This is a genomic window from Citrobacter amalonaticus Y19, assembly GCF_000981805.1.
Taxonomy (GTDB): domain Bacteria; phylum Pseudomonadota; class Gammaproteobacteria; order Enterobacterales; family Enterobacteriaceae; genus Citrobacter_A; species Citrobacter_A amalonaticus_C.
This window is the reverse complement of sequence record NZ_CP011132.1, coordinates 4,948,277-4,964,105: the sequence shown is the minus strand read 5'-3', so window position 1 is coordinate 4,964,105 and position 15,829 is coordinate 4,948,277. Positions and strand designations below refer to the sequence as shown.

Genomic DNA, 15,829 nt, shown 5'->3' with positions numbered 1-15,829 from the left:
GATGGTTCTTTAACGGATATAAGATATAAAAATAGAAAGGAGATTAAGATAATTCCCGATAACACCGGAAACAAAATAGTCATTCAGGAAATTATTGGATATTTAGCTCTACGGTCAGTATGAAAGACTTGCCTGCAAATCTTTTAACGTCGCCAGTAACATCATCGGGTCCATTGGTGAGGGTTCAAAACCGACACGAAGATAGAACTCTCTGGCTTCATTCGACAAGGCATGAACTAACAACCCACGAATACCTATTGTTTCGGCAACATGGATAATCCGCATTCCGGCATCACGGACCAACGCTCGGCCAATTCCTTGTCCTTGAAGCGAGGTATCAACGGCCAGACGACCTAATATCACGACAGGAATGGGATCGGGCATGTTACGTCGGAACCCGACTGGCGCATCGACCATCATCACCGCACTGGAAGCCAGCGAATAATAGGCACAGACAGAATCATTTTCGCAGCAAACAAACGTTCGCGAAGCTCCGGTCGTCTGGTTTTTCATTGCCCGTTGTTTAAGCCAGTTATCCATGGAGGCAATACCACAACGAAATGTCGCCAGTTGATGTTTCATCTCAAGCGGTTGTGGCGCAGAGATCATTTCGTCTTTTCCCATGGTGCAGGAGTTTGCATCGTCTCACGTAAAGCTGCATTCGGCACTGGGGACGCATCAAGTCGCGCCAAAAAATCCTGATAGCGGGCAGGATCAACCATGATAATGCGATGTTCAAGCAACGCTTCCTCTGCTGCTGCGCGTGCAGCATCTAAGACAAAGTCAGTGCGATTTTTGCCTCTGACCTTCGCGGCACGATCAATGAGTTCGCGTTCCACGGGGCTAATGCGCAAATTCAGCGTTTCGCGCTTCACCGGGACGTGAGTTTTTGGGGGCATGAGAGTCTCTCCGGGACAGAATTGAGCAATAATCATACACCTCCGTAACGTCAATGTCATTACATCAACTCTTACCGGTTGCAGGCTCTGCACCTGAGTTGTCGTTGACGCAAAGTACGTCTAAACAGTGAGTAAAAACAAGAGAGTGAGCAGGCAGGGTGTGCATTAATATCAAAACGGGAAGCCGCCTCGCAAATCCAGGCGGAAAGGTTATCTCAGGCTGATGGCATCAGCGTTACATTGCACCCGGCATTCGCCGCATCCGGTACAGCGCTCGCTGTCCAGCACTGGGATCCCCGCCGCGCCGATAGCACAGGCCTGTTCCGGGCATGCCTCGATACACTGATTGCACGAGCGTAACGGATTAACACAGGCAGCGCTGAACGTCGGGCGCAGGCCGGTATCAAAACGAGCCTGTACGCACAGCGCGTCGCTCGGGCATGCGGCGATACACAAGCCACAGCCATCGCAACTGGCATACTCAATCGCCAGTTGCGGATAGCCGTCTTCATGCCGGTTCAGAATCCCCATCGGGCAAGCATTAATGCACTGGTTACAGCGGGTACATTGCGCGACGAACTGCGCATCAGGCACGGCACCTGGCGGCAGCGGATGCGCCAGTTGAGACACCGCCGCCTGGGGTGCAGTGTGTTTTGCCGCACTGACAAACGCGCGAAACAACCCGCGCCGACTGACGTGCCGATGCGTCATCAGCGCCTGATAATATTTCTCTGATTTGTTCATCCGAAGTACAACCGTTTCACTACTGGTTGCAGCGCCCGTTGCTGCTCCATATCCTGCAGATAACGCGCGGTTACGGCGGCAAGGCGGGCATAGAACGGGCTCACAGCGCTGTCCTGCAACCGTTCCAGATAGCGATATCCCCACGGCAGCAGATGCACCTCGAATAGCTGATTAACCGCCGCATCTTTGCCTGCTTCCAGCAGCGCGCTGCTGGCTAACAGCATCAGGCCAAACTGATCTTCTGGCTCACTCTGACGCGCGTCAAACGCCATTCCCTGAGACTGTAAAAACGCACGGTATTCCGCGGTGGTATCGCCCATCAGCAGATTATCGCGCTCCAGCCAGACGGAACCCCAGGGCGGCGCGGGCATATCGCCCTGCCCTTCAAACAGCACGGAAAATTGCCACGCCAGTTCATCATCGTCCGGCAACGGCCAGTCGGCACAGAGCCTGGCAATCTGCGCCGGATCGCGCCACGGGTAGAGATCGGGAAGCGTGGGCAGACTATCGAACAGCGCTTTCACCTCCGGTCGCCCTGGAGAATAGTAAAACAGTGCACCAAGGATACGGGGTAATACGGCAAGAGAAGACATCTCTAAATACTCCTGAACGTGCCTGATGACGGCTGACACCTTATCAGGCCTACAGAAAAAGAGCGGCCGAGGCCGCTCACAGGTTACATCGGCAGCGTCCACAAATTGTAGAACGCAATCCTGCCCACTAACTCCGCCACGATGACAATCAGTGCGGTCATCGCCAGAACGGTAACACTGGACTTCAGTCGCGCCCAGGCCACCACGCCAACAATACCCACGGCCAGCAGCACCGCCTGTGCGGTAAACCAGCTGGTTTGCGCCGCCGTTAAGGCGCCATCCGCACTCATCAGCGTCGAAACATAGCCTGGTCGCAGGCAGAAGCTGGCGAGTATTGCCAACACGCTGACCAGCAGACCCAGACGCAGCCCAAACAGTCCGGCCAGAATGCCGCCGCCAATCAGCGGCGTCAGCACCATCATCGCCGTTGTATACGAAGTGCGCCAGGTGACCACTGTCGGTAACTGGTAGATTTGCGGGATCGCCAGAATAAAGGCCACGCCCACTACTGCAGCCAGCCACACCAGCGCTTTACACACTGCGGTCGCGCCACGGTTGAGCAGCAGACCGAGGGAACCCAGTCCGCCGAGCGTGGCAAACACCGCCGACAGCACAATTTCGTTGCTCATCGGCGAATGCCCTACGCGCAGCAGCATATTCAATGCACGCAGCGGTTGCCCGACGTGGATGATCCCCAGCAGTACCCCTACGCCAAACAGACACATGACGGAGAACAGGCCAATGGCCATCCGCCGCGCGTCAATCTGCCCCAGCGTGCCGCCAATCAGCAGCAGAATAAATGCGCCGACCGCACTTTGGGTAAAGACGGTAAAAAAGACCAGCGGTAACTCATGCATGGCGCACCTCCCCCATGTTCACAATGGCCCCTTCCTTGTCGCCCGTCGGTTTGGCCTTCGGGTGCGGCTTAATAATGAGGTTGGGATGGGTAAACGACGCGGCGGGCAGCGGCGCAATCTCGTTCTCGGTGCCGTACTTCGCCCGCAGTTCGTCAATGGGGCCGAAATCCAGCGCCCGCTGCGGACAGGAGTCCACACAGATTGGACGCAGATTTTGCTCCAGTCGGTCGAGGCAGCCATCGCATTTGCGCATCACTTTGGCCTTAGCATCAAACTGCGGCGCGCCATACGGGCAGCGCATTTCGCAATAGCGGCAACCGACACAGATGCTGTCATCGACCAGCACCAGACCGTCCTCTTCACGTTTGTGCATCGCCCCGGTCGGACAACCGGATACGCAGACCGGCTCATCACAGTGGTTGCAGGCGATAGAGAGATAGTAGGTAAAGGTGTCGTTGTGCCAGCTTTCCCCCTCTTTCACCCAGCTTCCGCCGCCGTATTCATAGACCCGACGGAATTTCGGACCGACATCCAGATCTTTATTATCCTTACAGCTGACCTGGCAGGTTTTACAGCCTGAGCAGCGCGAGGAGTCAACATAAAAGCCATACTGTTTCATTGCAGATCACTCCTTAAGCGCGTTTGATTTCAACCAGGTTGGTATGCTGCGGATTCCCTTTCGCCAGCGGCGACGGCAGATGACTGGTCAGGGTGTTGATGCACCCGCCAACGTCCACACCGTTGCTGTCCAGACGGGTCCACGCCCCCTGCGGCATCGCCACCACGCCCGGGAGAATACGCTGAGTCACCTTGCAAGGGATCGCCACCACGCCGCGATCGTTGAACACATGCACCAGATCGCCTGAGTTCAGTTGACGCGCGCTGGCATCTATCGGGTTGATCCACACTTCATCCGGTACCGCTTCATGCAGCATCAGCACGTTGGTATAGGTTGAGTGGGTATGGCCTTTAGTATGAAAACCGCTCAGTTGAAGCGGATATTTCGCGGTCAGCACTTTGTTCAGGTGCGACTCTTTCACTTCGCAGAACTCCGGCACCGCCGGGATGCGATCGCCTTCCGGCAACGTCCACGCTTTGGCGAGATCGGCCAGCGCCTGCGAGTAGATCTCAATCTTACCGGATGGCGTAGTCAGTGGATTCGCCACGGCATCGGCGCGAAAATCAGCAAACGCCAGGCTCTGTTTGTCCGTCGCGGTGCGCTGGTCGATAACCCCCATCGTTTTTGCTACCGGCCATTCCGGCAGGTACGGACGTTTTTCGCGGATCTGCTGATAGTGCATTTCTGCCCACTGCGCCTGCGTACGTCCTTCGGTGTACTGCTCGCGCAAGCCCAGATGCCCGGCGATATCGGCACAGATATCGTAAGTGCTACGCACCTCCCACATCGGCGTGACCGTTTTTTGTAGGGCGATCATGTAGTTGTGAGAACCCGCGGCATAAGAGCTGTCCACCAGATCTTCCGCTTCGAGATAGCTGGTTTCCGGCAGCAGGAGATCGGCGTACTTCGCGCTCGGCGTCATGTGGTTTTCAATGACGATAATGGTTTCGCACAAGCTTTCATCCGCGAGAATTTTACGCGTACGGTTGGTTTCACCGTGCTGGTTCAACAACGTATTACCGGCCTGGTTGAAGAACAGCTTGATGCCGGTTTTCAGTTTGTCCGCCCCTTTCACGCCCATCGTGGTGGCCGTCATGACTTCCGGACGTTGAATCGCATCCGTCCAGAGATAGCACGGGATAGAGGTTTTGATTGGGTTGGTCAAAATCGGTAACAGCGGCACGCCATACGGGGTACCATAAGGCCAGTTGCCGTTGTTGGTTCCCGGCAGGCCAAAGTGGCCCGTCAGCGCAGGCAGTGTCTGAATGGCGCGCACGGTTTGCTCGCCGTTGGCATGACGCTGCGGCCCCCAGCCCTGACAAATGTAGCAGGCGCGGGCCGAGGCGATCTCGCGCGCCAGTTGGCGAATGCGCGTTGCCGGAATACCGGTGATATCCGCCGCCCATTCTGGGGTTTTAGCGATACCGTCATCGCCCTTACCGGTTACGTAGTCTTTATAACTGGCATTCGGCGCAGCGCCTTCGGGCAGCGTGCTGCTGTCATAACCCACGCAGTACTTATTCACCTCAGCTTCATTAATTAACTGTTCGGTAATCAGCGTGTGCGCGATACCGGCCACCAGCGCAGCATCGGTCGTCGGGTGAATCGGCAGCCACTCGGCATGCTCGGTAATCACCGAGTCGGTATAGCGCGGATCGATAATAATCACCCGCGCCTTTGAGGCTTCCAGCGCACGGCGTAACTCTTCCACCTGTCCGCCACCGGACATGCGCGTTTCAGACAAATTCAGACCAAACAGCACGACCAGATCGGAATGGGCAATTTGGGTAAAGTGGCTCCCGACATAAACGCCATGGGTGTATGGCGTGGCGGTGGCAATTTGCGCGGTGGAATAGGTGTTATGGTAATTTAAATAGCCGCCAGTGAGATTCAACAGGCGTTTCCAGGCAGGTGTTCCCTGGGTATGGTAATACGCGCCTGACTGATAATTATAATAAATGGCTTCACGGCCATATTTTTCCGTCACGCGTTTTAATTCTGCCGCGATAAATGCGGTCGCTTCATCCCAGGAAATACGTTTGAATTTCCCTTCGCCGCGTTTACCGACGCGTTTCATCGGATATTTAATCCGGTCCGGACTATATACCCGCCAGCGACTGGAACGTCCGCGCAAACACGGACGAATCTGGTGCTCGCCAAATACCGCGTCGTCTTTTGCGTCTTCCGGTTCAATACGGACAATGCGATCATCTTTAACGATCACTTTCAGCGGGCAACGACTGCCGCAGTTAACCAGACAGGCGCTGTGGCGAACGGTTTCACCAGTACCGCCTTGCGTTGATGTCGTGGTCGTTTCGGCCTGTGCGCTGGCAGAGAAAGGCAACGTAATTGCGTTACTGAGCGCAACGGCGGCACCTATTTTTGCGGTGCCGGTCACCGCATCCCGTCGGGATAGTGTTGTGTTAAGCCACTTTTTTATTTCCATCTTTATTTCTCACATGTCATCCATAGTTATTATTAATAAGTCATCATAAAGGGCTAAGGAAGGTGCGAATAAGCGGGGAAATTCTTCTCGGCTGACTCAGTCATTTCATTTCTTCATGTTTGAGCCGATTTTTTCTCCCGTAAATGCCTTGAATCAGCCTATTTAGACCGTTTCTTCGCCATTTAAGGCGTTATCCCCAGTTTTTAGTGAGATCTCTCCCACTGACGTATCATTTGGTCCGCCCGAAACAGGTTGGCCAGCGTGAATAACATCGCCAGTTGGTTATCGTTTTTCAGCAACCCCTTGTATCTGGCTTTCACGAAGCCGAACTGTCGCTTGATGATGCGAAATGGGTGCTCCACCTTGGCCCGGATGCTGGCTTTCATGTATTCGATGTTGATGGCCGTTTTGTTCTTGCGTGGATGCTGTTTCAAGGTTCTTACCTTGCCGGGGCGCTCGGCGATCAGCCAGTCCACATCCACCTCGGCCAGCTCCTCGCGCTGTGGCGCCCCTTGGTAGCCGGCATCGGCTGAGACAAATTGCTCCTCTCCATGCAGCAGATTACCCAGCTGATTGAGGTCATGCTCGTTGGCCGCGGTGGTGACTAGGCTGTGGGTCAGGCCACTCTTGGCATCGACACCAATGTGGGCCTTCATGCCAAAGTGCCACTGATTGCCTTTCTTGGTCTGATGCATCTCCGGATCGCGTTGCTGCTCTTTGTTCTTGGTCGAGCTGGGTGCCTCAATGATGGTGGCATCGACCAAGGTGCCTTGGGTCATCATGACGCCTGCTTCGGCCAGCCAGCGATTGATGGTCTTGAACAATTGGCGGGCCAGTTGATGCTGCTCCAGCAGGTGGCGGAAATTCATGATGGTGGTGCGGTCCGGCAGGGCGCTATCCAGGGATAACCGGGCAAACAGACGCATGGAGGCGATTTCGTACAGAGCATCTTCCATCGCGCCATCGCTCAGGTTGTACCAATGCTGCATGCAGTGAATGCGTAGCATGGTTTCCAGCGGATAAGGTCGCCGGCCATTACCAGCCTTGGGGTAAAACGGCTCGATGACTTCCACCATGTTTTGCCATGGCAGAATCTGCTCCATGCGGGACAAGAAAATCTCTTTTCTGGTCTGACGGCGCTTACTGCTGAATTCACTGTCGGCGAAGGTGAGTTGATGACTCATGATGAACCCTGTTCCATGGCTCCAGATGACAAACATGATCTCATATCAGGGACTTGTTCGCACCTTCCCTAAACGTGACTGATGGTTGATTATGATCAAGCGAATTTTTATGACGAAATAAAGTGAGGAAATTATGACAGGCTTATCATTTTCGACCTGATAAAAAGCAGTGATTTAACTGAAGGTGAACTTTTTATACACATACAATATATAAAATTGGAACAACAGTCGATTATTCGCTGTATACAACAGTATACTACGATTATATATCCCGTCAGGCAAGCGTCCTGAACGTCTTATTTTTGTGGCGAGATAAAACACGATTATTCCAGGACAGACGTTATCTCCTGCATGCTGACATCATATAAACTTTTTATGAAAACCAATCAATAATATAATTATTTATTATGCAAAAAGGAGAAAGTCTGCACGGTGCAGCGGGGTTCACCCCTTAACCAGGCTATACTGTGTAATCATACCTATCGCCAGACTGAATCATGATCGCATCCGGACGCCATCACTCTCTGCGCCTTTCGCTGGCAGGACTCCTGACCCTGACACTGTTCGGGGTAGGCTATACTCTGCATCTTCACTGGGGGGCATTCATCCAATGGTGTCTGGCGACGCAAATCACGCTGCATCGTTACCTGGTGATGTACCTGTTGCAGTTGAATAATCATCAATACAGCGGTGGTTTCTGGTTACTGACGGGGGCTTTTCTGTACGGCGTGCTGCATGCCGTCGGGCCGGGACATGGAAAGTTCATCGTGACGACTTATCTGAGCACCAATAAGGAGAGCCTGCTGGCTGCGCGGGTCGTGCCTTTTGTTGGCAGCCTGATGCAAGGCGTCAGCGCGATTCTGTTTGTGTTTATCCTCGCGATTGGCTTTAACCTGGCATCTGGTGATTTGAGCACCAGCCGGTGGTACGTTGAGAAAATCAGTGCGCTGCTGATCGCCGGGTTTGGCGCTTTTATGATCTATCATGCTTTAAAATCCCTGCGTCCCATCACCTTCACCCGGTTTACGCCCCTGCATAGCCATGATGAGAAGTGCGGCTGCGGGCATCACGGCGTCGGGCAGACGCTGGTGGACGGCAACTGGAAAACCCGACTGGGGGTGATTCTCGCCATCGGCGCCCGGCCATGCAGTGGGGCGATCATGATCCTGTTATTTTCCAACGCCCTCGGCATCGTCACCTGGGGCATTGCGGCGGTGATGACCATGTCCTTTGGCACCGCGCTGTCAATCATGGGGCTGTCCCTGGCGGTGCGCTATGCCCGAAATCAGACGCTCTCATGGTTCGGCACAGGACATCCGGCCCTGAAATGGCTGGCACCTGCAGCCAGAATTGTCGGGGGCGTGGTGCTGATTCTTTTTGCCACAATCCTGTTCTTAACGGTGATCCCGATTAGCGCCAATGGCGATTATATTGCCGCAGGTTGCTGACGACATGCGCAATAATTGTCTGATATTAGCGCTCCTGCTGCGGTGAATTTCCCTGCCACCTTTGAATTACGCGTCCCAATAGGGATAATACCCACACGAACAGTGAACCTGGGACCACAATGAGACACTCTCTGCCTTGCCGCACGCTACGTACACGGCCGATGAAACTCGGTACGACGGTAATATTGATGGTCAGCGCCGTGTTGTTTTCTGTCTTGCTGGTCGTACACCTGTTCTACTTCTCACAAATCAGCCACATGACGCGTGATGCCCTGGCTAACAAGGCGCTGGCCGTTGCCCGAACGCTGGCCGATTCGCCGGAGATCCGCGAAGGGTTGATGAAAAAACCTGAGGATAGCGGGATTCAGGCGATTGCCGAAGCGGTGCGCAAGCGTAACGATATGCTGTTTATTGTCGTTACCGACATGAAAAGCCTGCGTTATTCCCACCCGGAAGCCCAGCGCATCGGGCAGCCATTTAAAGGTGACGATATTTTGCGGGCGTTAGATGGCAAAGAGAATATCGCCATCAACCGGGGCTTTCTCGCCCAGGCGCTGCGCGTTTTCACCCCCATTTATGACGACAATCACCGCCAGATTGGAGTGGTCGCGATCGGTCAGGAACTGAGTCGGGTCACCGAACAGATTAACAACAGCCGTGGCAGTATTATCTGGTCCGTACTTTTTGGCGTACTGGTTGGCCTGCTGGGTACCTGGGGGCTGGTGAAAGTGCTCAAGCGCATCCTGTTTGGTCTGGAGCCGTATGAGATTTCCACCCTGTTTGAACAGCGCCAGGCGATGCTACAGTCGATCAAGGAAGGGGTGATCGCCGTTGACGACAAAGGCGAAGTGACGTTAATCAACGATGCCGCCCAGGAGTTGCTGAACTACCGTAAGTCACAGGACGATCCCCAGTTTTCCACGCTCAGCCACGCCTGGTCGCAGGTGGTGGATCTCAGCGAAGTTTTGCGCGACGGTACGCCGCACCGCGATGAAGAGATCAACATCAAAGACCGGTTGCTGCTCATTAATACCGTTCCGGTTCGCAGCGGCGGCAAGATTATTGGCGCGATCTCCACCTTCAGGGATAAAACGGAAGTTCGCCAGTTGATGCAGCGACTCGATGGCATGGTGAACTATGCCGACTCACTCCGTGAACGATCCCACGAATTCATGAATAAATTACATGTGATTCTGGGATTGTTACATCTGAAGAGTTATAAGCAACTGGAAGACTATATTATTAGAACGGCTAATAACTATCAGGAAGAGATCGGCTCACTGTTAGGCAAAATTAGATCGCCGGTCATTGCGGGCTTTTTACTCAGTAAGATTAATCGCACATCCGATTCAGGGCACAAACTGGTGATTAGCCATGACAGCCAATTACCGGACAGCGGCAATGAAGATCAAATTGCGGTATTGATTACCGCGCTCGGAAATCTGATTGAAAACGCAATCGACGCGTTAGCACAGCAGTCAGGAGGTGAAATCAACGTCTCCTTATACTATCGCAATGGCTGGTTGCATTGTGAAGTGAGTGACGATGGTCCCGGCATCGAACCGCACCGCCTCGACGCGATTTTTGAGAAAGGCGTCTCGTCGAAAGGAACTGAACGCGGCGTCGGTTTAGCGCTTGTTAAACAACAAGTTGAAAGTCTTGGCGGCAATATTTTTGTGGAATCCGAACCTGGCGTTTTCACACAATTTTTTGTACAAATACCCTGGGATGGGGAGAGGGCCAGCACATGATCAATGTCTTTATTATCGATGACGACGCCATGGTCGCGGAGTTAAACCGCCGCTATGTCGCACAGATCCCCGGTTTTCAGTGCTGCGGAACCGCCTCAACGCTGGAGAAAGCCAAAGAGGTTATCTTTCATAGCGACGTTCAGATAGACCTGATTTTGCTGGATATTTACATGCAGAAAGAGAATGGGCTGGACCTGCTTCCCCTTCTGCATGCCGCCGGCTGCAAAATCGATGTCATTGTCATCTCTTCTGCCGCCGATGCCATGACGATTAAGGACTCGCTGCACTATGGCGTCGTTGATTACTTAATCAAGCCGTTTCAGGCCTCACGTTTTGAGGAAGCGCTCACCAGCTGGTTGCAAAAGAAAAGGGACATGGACAAGCACCAGTATTATGAGCAGTCAGAGCTGGATCAACTGATCCACGGCAGCGCGTCCAATGAGCAGGACACCCGCCGTCTGCCGAAAGGCTTAACGCCGCAAACGCTGCGCACGCTGTGTCAGTGGATCGATGCGCATCAGGATTATGAGTTTTCAACCGATGAACTGGCAAATGCGGTGAATATCTCCCGCGTCTCCTGCCGCAAATACCTCATCTGGCTGGTTAACTGCCATATTCTGGTCACCAGTATCCATTATGGCGTCACGGGTAGACCGGTTTATCGCTACCGGATTCAGGCAGAGCATTATTCTTTACTTAAGCAATATTGCCAGTAGAAGATAAATCTTAGCCTTGTGTTATTTCGTTATATATTGGTAACAATTATTACAATAATGAAAAAATAAAAAGGTTAAGGTTACTGCCTGAAAATTCAGAAATTGTGCCAGATCAAATATAATTGCATCATCTCACATTTTTCAATGCGTTATTATTACCCGACATCGCGTTGTTTTTAATTTCAAAAACACTAACAAAAGTTAATAAAGTATTATCCACCGCACAGAGTGTGTATTTTTAACCACAAAGGAGTAGTCTGGAAATAACCAGACGGATTAACAAAAACGATAAACGGTAGCAATGGAGATCATGCTACATCTTAGGGATAAGCACACTCTGTGAGCAGATGATATGTTCATGTTTTTCATAAAGATACAAAAAAGATCCCGGACCTGCTTCTGCTCTCCTTTTTCAACACTGCCCATCGCCAGAGAGTTTTGCTCTCTGAAAACAGCCTGAAAAAAACGATAAGAGTTTCCATGTTCCTTATGAAAAACTTTTATTCAATGTTTAGAAACTCATCACACTTTCAGACGAAACGAATATTAGCCAGGCTCTGCGCCCACTACACAAAAAACAGAACATGGCTGTGATCCATTTATCAAAATTGACTGGTTTTATCGCGAGGGTAAATAAATGCTATTTAGTATACAACTTCTCATAATATTAATATGTTTGTTTTATGGTGCCAGAAAGGGCGGTATCGCGCTGGGTTTGTTAGGCGGTATCGGCCTGGTCATTCTGGTCTTCGTTTTCCACCTCCAGCCGGGTAAACCACCGGTTGACGTAATGCTGGTGATCATCGCCGTGGTCGCAGCCTCGGCCACCCTACAGGCCTCCGGTGGCCTGGATGTCATGTTGCAGATCGCAGAGAAACTGCTGCGCCGCAACCCAAAATATGTCTCTATCGTTGCGCCGTTCGTAACCTGTACCCTGACTATTCTCTGCGGTACCGGCCACGTGGTTTACACGATCCTGCCTATCATTTACGACGTGGCGATTAAAAACAACATCCGCCCGGAACGTCCAATGGCCGCCAGCTCCATCGGCGCACAAATGGGGATTATCGCCAGCCCAGTATCGGTCGCGGTGGTTTCTCTGGTTGCCATGCTGGGTAATGTGACGTTTGAAGGCAAGCACCTGGAATTCCTTGACCTGCTGGCGATCACCATCCCGTCCACGCTGTTGGGTATCCTGGCAATCGGTATTTTCAGCTGGTTCCGTGGTAAAGATCTGGATAAAGACGAAGACTTCCAGAAATTCATCTCCGTACCGGAAAACCATCACTACGTGTATGGTGACACCGCAACGCTGCTGGACAAAAAGCTGCCGAAAAGCAACTGGCTGGCGATGTGGATCTTCCTGGGTTCTATCGCGATTGTGGCCATTCTGGGTGCCTTCTCCGAGCTGCGTCCTTCCTTTGGCGGCAAAGCGCTGTCAATGGTGCTGGTTATCCAGATGTTCATGCTGCTGACCGGCGCGCTGATTATTATCCTGACCAAAACCAATCCCGCTTCAATCTCTAAAAACGAAGTCTTCCGTTCAGGTATGATCGCGATTGTGGCGGTATACGGTATCGCCTGGATGGCAGAAACCATGTTCGGCGCGCATATGGATGAAATCCAGGGCGTGCTGGGCGAGATGGTGAAAGAGTATCCGTGGGCCTATGCGATTGTTCTGCTGCTGGTCTCCAAGTTCGTTAACTCCCAGGCAGCGGCGCTGGCGGCTATCGTTCCTGTCGCGCTGGCGATCGGCGTTGACCCGGCCTACATCGTGGCATCTGCCCCGGCGTGCTACGGCTACTACATTCTGCCGACCTACCCAAGCGATCTGGCGGCGATTCAGTTTGACCGTTCCGGTACCACCCGCATTGGCCGCTTCGTCATCAACCACAGCTTTATTCTGCCAGGTTTGATTGGCGTGAGCGTCTCCTGCGTCTTTGGCTGGATCTTTGCTGCCATGTACGGATTCCTGTAAAGGTCTCCCGCGCGTCGCTCTTCACCGGGCGGCGCGTCACTTATGCTATTAAAAGAAATCAACAGGCTGGAAGCACATGTCAAATAAAGCGTTCTTCTATCAGGCACCTTTCCCGATGGGGAAAGACAAAACAGAGTACTACCTGCTCACTTCCGATTATGTCAGCGTGGGTGAGTTTGAAGGAGAGTCCATACTGAAGGTTGAGCCGCAAGCCCTGACGCTGCTGGCGCAACAAGCCTTCCACGATGCCTCCTTCATGCTCCGCCCCGAACATCAGCAACAAGTCGCCTCCATTCTCCATGACCCCGAAGCCAGCGAAAACGATAAATACGTCGCGCTGCAATTCCTGAGAAACTCCGAAATCGCCGCCAAAGGGATTCTGCCGACCTGTCAGGATACCGGCACGGCCATTATCATGGGGAAAAAAGGCCAGCGTGTCTGGACCGGTGGCGGTGATGAAGCAGCGCTGTCGAAAGGGGTGTACAACACCTATATCGAAGACAATCTGCGCTATTCACAGAACGCCGCGCTGGATATGTACAAAGAGGTGAACACCGGTACTAACCTGCCGGCACAGATTGATCTCTACGCCGTTGATGGCGATGAATATAAGTTCCTGTGCGTAGCAAAAGGCGGCGGTTCTGCCAACAAAACCTATCTGTATCAGGAAACCAAAGCGCTGCTCACCCCGGGCAAGCTGAAAAATTTCCTCGTTGAGAAGATGCGTACCCTCGGCACCGCAGCCTGTCCGCCGTACCATATCGCCTTTGTGATTGGCGGCACGTCCGCAGAAAGCACGCTGAAAACCGTGAAGCTCGCCAGCACGCACTACTACGATGAGCTGCCTGTCACCGGTAACGAACACGGTCAGGCGTTCCGCGACACGCAGCTGGAACAGGAACTGCTGGAAGAGGCGCAAAAACTCGGTCTCGGCGCGCAGTTCGGCGGCAAATATTTCGCCCATGATATCCGCGTGATCCGCCTGCCGCGTCACGGTGCCTCCTGCCCGGTCGGTATGGGCGTCTCCTGCTCGGCGGACCGTAACATCAAGGCCAAAATCAACCGCGAAGGGATCTGGATCGAAAAACTGGAGCACAACCCTGCCCAGTACATTCCGGAAGCCCTGCGTCAGGCTGGCGAAGGTGAAGCGGTGAAAGTTGACCTTAACCGCCCGATGAAAGAGATCCTGGCGCAGCTTTCGCAGTACCCGGTTTCAACCCGCCTGTCGCTGACCGGAACCATTATCGTCGGTCGCGATATTGCGCATGCGAAGCTGAAAGAGCGTATCGATTCTGGCGAAGGGTTGCCGCAGTACATTAAAGATCACCCTATCTACTACGCGGGTCCGGCGAAAACACCGGCGGGCTATCCGTCAGGTTCATTAGGACCGACCACCGCAGGCCGCATGGATTCCTATGTTGATCTGCTGCAATCACACGGCGGCAGCATGATCATGCTGGCGAAAGGCAACCGCAGTCAGCAGGTGACCGATGCCTGCCAGAAACACGGTGGCTTCTATCTGGGCAGCATTGGCGGCCCGGCAGCGGTCCTGGCGCAGCAGAGTATCAAGCATCTGGAATGCGTGGAGTATCCGGAACTGGGTATGGAAGCTATCTGGAAAATTGAAGTGGAAGATTTCCCGGCGTTCATCCTGGTGGATGACAAAGGCAACGATTTCTTCCAGCAGATAGTCAGCAAGCAGTGCGCTAACTGCGCGAAATAACCTCTTCGGCCCGGCACCGGACTGTTCTCAACGTTTGAGTGCAGTCCGGTGATCCCCCCGGGCCACCTATTTTCCCCTATTACAGGCGTTGAATTTTTATCGGCATCGGTGAATAGTCGTCTTTTCCCTGACTTAGAGAATCACGATGATCCGCACACTGAATCCTGGCCTGCTCACTGTTGCTGCTCTGATACTGACGCTTATTCTGATCTACACCGGCATCTCGGCGGGTGACAAAATCACCTGGCTGATGGAAGTTACGCCGGTGATCATTGTGGTACCGCTGCTGCTGGCAACCGCAACGCGCTATCCGCTTACCCCGCTGCTTTATACGCTGATTTTCTTCCACGCCATCATCCTGATGGTGGGCGGGATGTATACCTACGCCAAAGTGCCCATCGGTTTTGAGGTGCAGGAGTGGCTGGGCTTAAGCCGCAATCCGTACGACAAACTGGGCCATTTCTTCCAGGGGCTGGTGCCGGCACTGGTGGCGCGCGAAATTCTGGTGCGTGGAAAAATCATTCGCGGCAACAAGATGCTGGCATTTCTGGTTTGCTGCGTGGCGCTGGCAATCAGCGCCACTTACGAGCTGATTGAGTGGTGGGCGGCACTGGCGATGGGGCAAGGCGCGGATGATTTTCTTGGCACCCAGGGCGACCCGTGGGATACCCAGTCAGACATGTTCTACGCGCTGTTGGGCGCGTTAACCTCGGTGATGTTGCTGGCGCGCGTGCATTACCGACAACTCAAGCGCTACCGGTTAATTGCCGGATAAGTCACAACGCCCTGCGACAATGTGCGCTCTCCCCTGTGTATTCATTACGTCCGCGCCCTGCTCTGCGATGCGGACGTAATGCGTAATATCACTATC

General features: G+C 53.3%; 14 protein-coding genes. 6 read left to right on the top strand and 8 right to left on the bottom strand.

The window, feature by feature from the left end:
• Positions 1-114: 114 nt before the first annotated feature.
• The 8 genes from F384_RS23020 to F384_RS22985 all read right to left on the bottom strand — a co-directional run bounded on the left by F384_RS23020 (position 115) and on the right by F384_RS22985 (position 7,342).
• Positions 115-609 (bottom strand): GNAT family N-acetyltransferase, encoded by a 495-nt coding sequence (locus tag F384_RS23020; protein ID WP_046494067.1) that lies wholly within the window; start codon positions 607-609, stop codon positions 115-117.
• A complete protein-coding gene (locus F384_RS23015) occupies positions 606-899 on the bottom strand; it encodes a DUF1778 domain-containing protein (RefSeq protein ID WP_046494064.1) in 294 nt (97 codons plus the stop codon). Before F384_RS23015 ends, F384_RS23020 begins: the two co-directional genes overlap by 4 nt.
• A 210-nt stretch (positions 900-1,109) precedes the next feature.
• Positions 1,110-1,643 carry a ferredoxin-type protein NapF gene (gene napF, locus F384_RS23010; RefSeq protein ID WP_046494062.1) on the bottom strand — a complete coding sequence of 178 codons (534 nt, stop codon included), beginning with the start codon at positions 1,641-1,643 and terminating at the stop codon, positions 1,110-1,112.
• Complete coding sequence (locus F384_RS23005; protein ID WP_046494060.1) at positions 1,640-2,236, bottom strand: molecular chaperone; 597 nt, start codon at positions 2,234-2,236, stop codon at positions 1,640-1,642. Before F384_RS23005 ends, napF begins: the two co-directional genes overlap by 4 nt.
• Before the next feature lie 83 nt (positions 2,237-2,319).
• Positions 2,320-3,093 carry a dimethyl sulfoxide reductase anchor subunit family protein gene (locus tag F384_RS23000; RefSeq protein ID WP_046494058.1) on the bottom strand — a complete coding sequence of 258 codons (774 nt, stop codon included), beginning with the start codon at positions 3,091-3,093 and terminating at the stop codon, positions 2,320-2,322.
• Positions 3,086-3,712, bottom strand: coding sequence for a DMSO/selenate family reductase complex B subunit (locus F384_RS22995; RefSeq protein ID WP_046494056.1), 627 nt, complete (start codon positions 3,710-3,712; stop codon positions 3,086-3,088). Before F384_RS22995 ends, F384_RS23000 begins: the two co-directional genes overlap by 8 nt.
• 13 nt (positions 3,713-3,725) lie before the next feature.
• Positions 3,726-6,158 carry a DMSO/selenate family reductase complex A subunit gene (locus F384_RS22990; protein WP_046494054.1) on the bottom strand — a complete coding sequence of 811 codons (2,433 nt, stop codon included), beginning with the start codon at positions 6,156-6,158 and terminating at the stop codon, positions 3,726-3,728.
• A 203-nt stretch (positions 6,159-6,361) separates the two neighbouring features.
• Positions 6,362-7,342, bottom strand: a complete 981-nt coding sequence (locus F384_RS22985; RefSeq protein ID WP_000019402.1) for an IS5-like element IS5 family transposase — start codon at positions 7,340-7,342, stop codon at positions 6,362-6,364.
• A gap of 497 nt (positions 7,343-7,839) precedes the next feature.
• Here F384_RS22985 and F384_RS22980 point away from each other — a divergent pair, with 497 nt between their 5' ends.
• From F384_RS22980 to F384_RS22955, 6 genes are all read left to right on the top strand, one after another.
• Positions 7,840-8,790 (top strand): nickel/cobalt transporter, encoded by a 951-nt coding sequence (locus tag F384_RS22980; RefSeq protein ID WP_046494052.1) that lies wholly within the window; start codon positions 7,840-7,842, stop codon positions 8,788-8,790.
• A 119-nt stretch (positions 8,791-8,909) separates the two neighbouring features.
• Positions 8,910-10,541, top strand: a complete 1,632-nt coding sequence (locus F384_RS22975) for a sensor histidine kinase (RefSeq protein WP_046494050.1) — start codon at positions 8,910-8,912, stop codon at positions 10,539-10,541.
• On the top strand, positions 10,538-11,257 hold the full coding sequence (dcuR, locus tag F384_RS22970) for a two-component system response regulator DcuR (protein ID WP_046494046.1): 720 nt from the start codon (positions 10,538-10,540) through the stop codon (positions 11,255-11,257). The genes F384_RS22975 and dcuR overlap by 4 nt, the downstream gene beginning before the upstream one ends.
• Positions 11,258-11,894: 637 nt before the next feature.
• The gene (dcuB, locus tag F384_RS22965; protein WP_046494043.1) at positions 11,895-13,235 is read left to right on the top strand and encodes an anaerobic C4-dicarboxylate transporter DcuB; all 1,341 of its coding nucleotides are present in this window, start codon (positions 11,895-11,897) and stop codon (positions 13,233-13,235) included.
• 76 nt (positions 13,236-13,311) lie between these two features.
• On the top strand, positions 13,312-14,958 hold the full coding sequence (fumB, locus tag F384_RS22960) for a class I fumarate hydratase (RefSeq protein WP_046494040.1): 1,647 nt from the start codon (positions 13,312-13,314) through the stop codon (positions 14,956-14,958).
• A gap of 145 nt (positions 14,959-15,103) precedes the next feature.
• Positions 15,104-15,733: a DUF2238 domain-containing protein gene (locus tag F384_RS22955; RefSeq protein ID WP_046494037.1), complete on the top strand. Its 630-nt coding sequence runs from the start codon at positions 15,104-15,106 to the stop codon at positions 15,731-15,733.
• Positions 15,734-15,829: the final 96 nt, after the last annotated feature.